The 6,880-nt window shown below is 76.4% G+C and carries 1 protein-coding gene; it reads left to right on the forward strand.

Annotated features, from left to right (window positions below):
* Window positions 1-95 precede the first annotated feature (95 nt).
* A partial coding sequence (locus ACH4U7_RS52945; protein ID WP_398534903.1) for a type I polyketide synthase occupies window positions 96-6,880 on the forward strand: 6,785 nt, incomplete at its 3' end.

Below are 6,880 nucleotides of genomic sequence, written 5' to 3' on the forward strand. Positions count from 1 at the left end.
CCATCAACTGGCACACTTGGTTCCCCACACCACCAGCCCCAGGCACCGAACCACCCAACCTCCCCACCTACCCCTTCCAACGACAGCGCTACTGGATGGCGGGCGATCGCCCGGCCGGCGACGTCAGCGCGGCGGGCCTGCGGCCGGTGGGCCACCCGCACCTGTCGGCCGCCACCGGCCTGGCGGACGGCGGCGTGCTGCTCACCGGCGTTCTCCCGGCGGCCGGGAACGCCGGCTGGCTGGGCGAACACGAGGTGGCGGACGTGGCGTTGCTGCCCGGCGCGGCCCTGGTCGAGTGGGCGCTGCGGGCGGCCGACGAGTCGGGCTGCGGCGGGGTGGAGGAGCTGACGCTCCAGCTGCCGCTGACCCTCTCCCCGGAGGGCGAGCTGCGCGTGCAGGTGTTGGCGGAGGCCCCGGACGGCGAGGGCCGCCGCGCCGTCAGCATCTGCTCGCAGCCCGCCCCCGCCGCCGTGGACGGCTGGACGGTCCACGCCACGGGCACGCTCGCCCCGCCCGTCACGGGCGATGCGGCCGGGATGGAACTGGCGGGCGCCTGGCCCCCGCCGGGCGCCGAGCCGCTCGACATCGGCGGGCTGTACGCGGGTGCGGAGGCGGCCGGTTACCGGTACGGCTCGGCGTTCCAGGGCGTCCAGGCGGCGTGGCGGCATGGCGCCGACCTCCTCGCCGAGGTGGCCCTGCCCGACGCCGACGCCGACACCGACACCGACACTGGCGAGTTCGGCATCCACCCGGCGCTGCTGGACGCCACGCTGCACCCGGCGGCGCTGGGCGGACGGCAAGAGGACGGGCAGCTGTGGCTGCCGTTCACCTGGAGCGGCGTCACCCTGCATGCCGCCGGCGCGCGCCACGTCCGCGTCCGCCTCCGGGGCGGCGGCAACGGCGGCCGGGAGCTGGGCGTCGTGGTCGCGGACGCGGCCGGCGCCCCCGTGTTCAGCGCCGAGGCGGTCGCGATGCGCCCCGCCGACGGCGAGGCGCTGCGGGCGGCCCAGCGGCGTTCACCCTCCGCCGGCGGCCTGTACACGGTGGAGTGGCAGCCGCTGCCGGCTGAGGCGCCCGCGCCGGACGAGCCCAGCGAGACCTGGGCGAGCCTCGGCACGACGGGCAACGCCGGGGCGGCCGGGCGCCGTTACGCCGACGTGGCGGCGCTGCTGGACGCGCTGGACGCGGGCGAGCCCGCGCCCCCGGTGGTCCTCGCCTCGCCGGACACCGACAGGGACGCGGAAACGGACCCGGCGGCCGTCCGGCGCGCGTTGCGGCTCCTCCAGGAGTGGCTGGCCCAGCCGCGGCTGCTCGACTCCCGGCTGGTGCTGGTCACCTCGGATCCGGCGGTGTCGGGCCTGGTCCGCGCGGTCCAGGCCGAGCACCCGGGCCGGTTCACACTGGTCGACCCCCGCGCCGGGGAGAGCCCGGCCGGGGCTGTCCGGCGCGCGCTCGACGCCGACGAGCCGCAGCTCGCGATCGGTCCGGACGGCGCCGTGTCGGTCCCCCGTCTGACGCCCGCCGCCGAACCCGACGCGGCCGAGGCCCCCGACCTCTCCGGCGGCACGGTGGTCATCTCCGGCGGCACCGGCGTGCTCGGTGGCCTGATCGCCGAGCACCTGGTGCGCGCGTACGGCGCGGAACGCCTGCTGCTGCTCTCCCGCCGGGGCGCCGACGCCCCCGAGGCGGCCGGACTCCTGCGGCGCCTGGCCGGGTTGGGCGCCCACGCGGAGGTGGCGGCTGTCGACGTCGCCGACCACGCCGCGCTCGCGGACACGCTCGCGGCGCTCCCCGCCGGCCACCCGCCGATCGGCGTGGTCCACGCCGCCGGCGTGATCGACGACGCCCTCGTCGCGGCGTGGGACGACGACCGCCTCGCCCGCGTCTGGACGCCGAAGGTCGAGGGCGCCTGGAACCTCCACGCCCTCACCCGCGGGCTGCCGCTGCGGATGTTCGTGGTGTTCTCCTCCGCCGCCGGGGTGGTGGGCAACGCCGGGCAGGCCGGATACGCCGCCGCCAACGCCTGGTGCGACGCCCTGGTCGCCCGCCGCCGCGCCGACGGGCTGCCCGGCACCAGCGTGGCGTGGACGCTGTGGCAGCAGACCTCCGCCATGACCGGACACCTCACCCAGGCCGACCTCGCCCGCCTGGCGGGCGCCGGCTCACGCCCCGTGAGCACGCCGCACGCCCTGCGCCTGTTCGACGCCGCGCTGCACGCCGGCCACCCCCTCGTCGTCGCGGCCGACCTGGACGCCACCCGCCTCGGCCCCGAGGCTCCCGCGATGCTGCGCGCCCTGGCCCGGCCCGCCCGCCGCCGCGCCGCCGGCCTCCCGGCCGGCGGCGCCACCGGCGGCACCGCGCTCACGGCCCGCCTCGCCGGCCTCGACGCGACGGCCCGGCGCGAGGCGCTGCTGGCCACGGTCCGCCAGCTGGCGGCCGTGGTCCTGGGTCACACCACGGACGCCTCGATCCGTTCCGAGTCGGCGTTCAAGGAGCTGGGCTTCGACTCCCTCACCGGAGTGGCGCTGCGCAACCGGCTGGCCGCCGCCACCGGCCTGCGGCTGCCCGCCACCCTCGTCTTCGACTACCCCACCCCGCAGGCCCTCACCGACCACCTGCTCCGCCACCTCGACGGCACCACCGCCGCCGCCGCGACACCGGGAAGGACCGCGGCGGCGACCGACGAGCCGATCGCGGTGGTGGCGATGGCCTGCCGCTTCCCCGGCGGGGTGACCTCGCCCGAGGAGCTGTGGGAGCTGGTCGCGGACGGGCGGCACGTGGTCGGGCCCTTCCCCACCAACCGTGGCTGGGACCTGGCCAACCTCTTCCACCCCGACCCGGACCACCCCGGCACCAGCTACGCCTCCCAGGGCGCGTTCCTCCACGACGCCGACGCCTTCGACGCGGCGTTCTTCGGCATCAACCCCCGCGAGGCGCTGGCCATGGACCCGCAGCAGCGCCTGCTGCTGGAGACCGCCTGGGAAGCCCTCGAACGCGCCGGGATCAACCCGCACACCCTCAAGGACAGCCTCACCGGCGTCTACACGGGCGTCATGTACCACGACTACGGCACCGGTCTGGCGGCCGATCCGCGCCTGGCGGGCTACAGCATGCTCGCCAACTCGGGCAGCGTCGTCTCCGGCCGGGTGGCGTACACCCTCGGGCTCCAGGGCCCGGCCGTCAGCGTGGACACCGCCTGTTCCTCCTCACTGGTGGCGATGCACCTGGCGGCGCAGGCGCTGCGCGGCGGCGAGTGCGAGCTGGCACTGGCCGGCGGCGTCACGGTGCTGGCCACCCCCGAGGTCTTCACCAACTTCTCCCGCCAGCGCGGCCTGGCCCCGGACGGCCTGTGCAAGCCGTTCGCCGCCGCCGCGGACGGCACCGGGTGGAGCGAGGGCGCCGGGCTGCTGGTACTGGAACGCCTCTCCGACGCCCGCCGCAACGGCCACCAGGTGCTGGCCGTCATCCGCGGCTCCGCCATCAACCAGGACGGCGCCAGCAACGGCCTCACCGCCCCCAACGGCCCCTCCCAGCAACGCGTCATCACCCAGGCCCTGGCCAGCGCCGGGCTGTCCCCTGCTGACATCGACGCGGTCGAGGCCCACGGCACCGGCACCACCCTCGGCGACCCGATCGAGGCGCAGGCGCTGCTCGCCACCTACGGCCAGGACCGGCCGGACGAGGACCAGCCCCTCTGGCTGGGCTCGATCAAGTCCAACATCGGGCACGCCCAGGCCGCCGCCGGGGTCGCGGGCGCCATCAAGATGATCATGGCCATGCGGCACGGCGTCCTGCCGCCCACCCTGCACGTGAACGAGCCCTCCCCCCACGTCGACTGGGACAGCGGCAACGTCCGGCTACTGACCGAACCCGCCGACTGGCCGCAGACCGACGGCCGCCCCCGCCGCGCCGCCGTCTCCTCCTTCGGCGCCTCCGGCACCAACGCCCACCTCATCCTCGAACAGGTCCCCGGCGAAACGCCCGGCACAGCCCCGGCCGCCACGCCCGGCCTCGTACCCTGGCCGCTCTCCGCCCGCAGCGAGGAGGCACTGCGCGCCCAGGCCACCCGCCTCGCCGAACGCCTCCGCGCGGACGAGGAGGTGCCGGTCACGGACGTCGGCTGGTCCCTCGCCACGACCCGGGCCACCTTCGAACGCCGGGCCGTGATCGTGGGCGAGGACCGGGAGGAGATGACCGCGGCCCTGGCGGCGCTCGCCGAGGGCGCGCCGCACGCCGCGCTCGTCGCCCCCGGCGGCGAGGCCCCGGAGACGCCGGGGAAGACCGTGTGGCTCTTCTCCGGCCAGGGCAGTCAACGCCCCGGCATGGGCGCCGCGCTGCACGCCCGCTTCCCCGTCTTCGCCGACGCCTTCGACGAGATCTGCGCTCTCCTCGACCCCCATCTCGACCGCCCGCTGCGCGAGATCGTCTTCGCCACCCACCACGACACCGCCGACCTCATCCACCACACCACCTACACCCAGACCGGCCTGTTCGCCCTCCACGTCTCCCTCGCCCGCCTCCTCACCTCCATGGGCCTGGCCCCGGACGCGGTGGCCGGGCACTCCATCGGCGAGGTCAGCGCCGCCCACCTCGCCGGTGTGCTGTCACTCGACGACGCCGCCCACCTGGTCGCCGCCCGCGCCACCCTCATGGGGTCGCTCCCCGAAGGCGGCGCCATGGCCACCCTCCACGCCACCGAGGACGAAGTCGCCCCCACCCTCGCCGACTTCCCCGGCCTGGCCATCGCCGCCACCAACACCCCCGCCCACACCGTGATCTCCGGCGCCGCCGACCAGGTCGCGGCGGCGGCGGCCCACTGGCGCGACCAGAGCCGCCGGGTCCGCGAGCTGCCGGTCTCCCACGCCTTCCACTCCCCCCAGATGGAGTCCATCCTCACCCCCTTCCAGCAGGCCATCGCCGACCTCGACTTCCACGCGCCCGCCCTCCCCCTCATCAGCAACCTCACCGGCGAGCCCGCCGACCCCGGCCACATCACCACCCCCGCCTACTGGGCCGAGCACATCCGCCGGCCCGTCCGCTTCCACCAGACCATCAGCCACCTCGCCGCCGCCCACGACGCCGGCCTCTTCCTCGAACTCGGCCCCACCCCCGTCCTCACCCACGCCGTCCACCACACCCTCCCCGAGACCACCGCCGCCGCAGCCCTGCCCACCCTCACCGGCAAGCAGCCCGACACCCACGCCCTCGCCCAGGCCCTGGCCACCCTCCACACCACCCACGCCCCCGTCGACTGGACCCCCTGGCACCAGCGCCGCCACGTCACCGACCTCCCCACCTACCCCTTCCAGCACCAGCCGTACTGGATCGCGCCGCGCCCCTCCGGCGGCGGCGCCTCCCCGGGCGGCACGGCACTCGACCACCCGCTGCTGGACTCGGTGGCGCCGCTAGCGGACGGCGGGGTGGTGCTCAGCGGTTACGTCCCGGCGGCCGACCACGCCAGCTGGCTGACGGAGCACACCATCGCGGGAACGGTCCTGCTGCCCGGCACCGCCCTGCTGGAGCTGGCGCTGTGCGCCGCCGGCCACGCCCCCGGAACGCCGCACGTCGAGGAGTTGCTCCTCCACCACCCGCTCACCCTCCACCCCACCGAACCCCTCGCGCTCCAGGTCATCCTCGGCGCCGGCGGCGAACTGCACGTCTACACCCGCCTGGCGTCCACGCCCTCGACGGAGTGGACCCACCACGCGACCGCCACCCTCACCGCCCAGCCCACGGCCGGGACGCGGGCGGAGGAGACCTGGCCGCCGCCGGGTGCCGAACGCGTCGACCTCACCGGCTTCTACGAGCGCGCCGCCGACGACGGCTACGCGTACGGGCCCGCCTTCCAGGGACTCCACGCCCTGTGGCGCGACGGCGACGACCTCCTCGCCGAGATCGCGCTCCCCGACGGCGAGGCCACCGACGCCCTCGCGCTCCACCCGGCGCTCCTCGACGCCGCGCTCCACCCCCTCATCGCCACCGCCGGGACCGCGGACGGCGAGGTCTGGCTGCCGTTCTCCTGGAGCGGCGTCACCCTGCACGCCACCGGCGCCACCCACGCCCGCGCCCGCATCACCCGCGCCGGGAACGGGAGCGGGGACGGCGAGGGCGGCCTCGTCCTCACCCTCACCGACCCGGCCGGCGAACTCATCCTGACCGCCGCCTCCGTCACCACCCGCCCCACCCGCCTCGCCTCCCCCCAGCAGCCCCTCCCCGAGGGCCTGTTCACCCTGGCGTGGACGCCCGCTTCCCCGCTCGCCGACCGGGTGGACGAGCCCGCGCCGACGCCGTCCCGCACCGTCGTCACCACGGGCGAGGGTGGCGAGTTGGACGCCGTACGGCGGGCGTTGACGCTCGTACAGGAGTGGCTGGCCGATCCGAAGCCGGACGACGCGCCGCTGGTCATCGTCACCCGCAAGGCCGTCGCCGTGGACGAGGACGCCACCATCGACCCCGCCGCCGCGGCCGTCTGGGGCCTGGTCCGCAGCGCCCAGACCGAGAACCCCGGCCGATTCGTCCTCCTCGACACCGACACCGGCACGGACACGGACGCCCCGGTCGACGACGCGATCCGCTGCGCCCTCGACCTCGACGAACCGCAGCTGGCACTGCGCGGCGACCGGATCCTCGTCCCCCGGCTGAGCCGCGCGACCGCCTCGGAGCTGCTCCTTCCCGCCGCCGGGGAGGGGGCCTGGCGCCTGGAAGCCGGTGCCGGGACGATCGACGCCGTCGCGCCGGTGCCGTTCCCGGAGGCGGAGGAGCCGCTGGCCGCCGGACGCGTACGCATCGCGGTGCGCGCGGCCGGGATCAACTTCCGCGACGTGATGGTGACCCTCGGCGTCGTGCCCGACCGCCGCGGCCTGGGAGGCGAGGGCGCGGG

The organism is Streptomyces sp. NPDC020845 (assembly GCF_044334165.1).
In the GTDB taxonomy this organism is placed as follows: domain Bacteria; phylum Actinomycetota; class Actinomycetes; order Streptomycetales; family Streptomycetaceae; genus Streptomyces.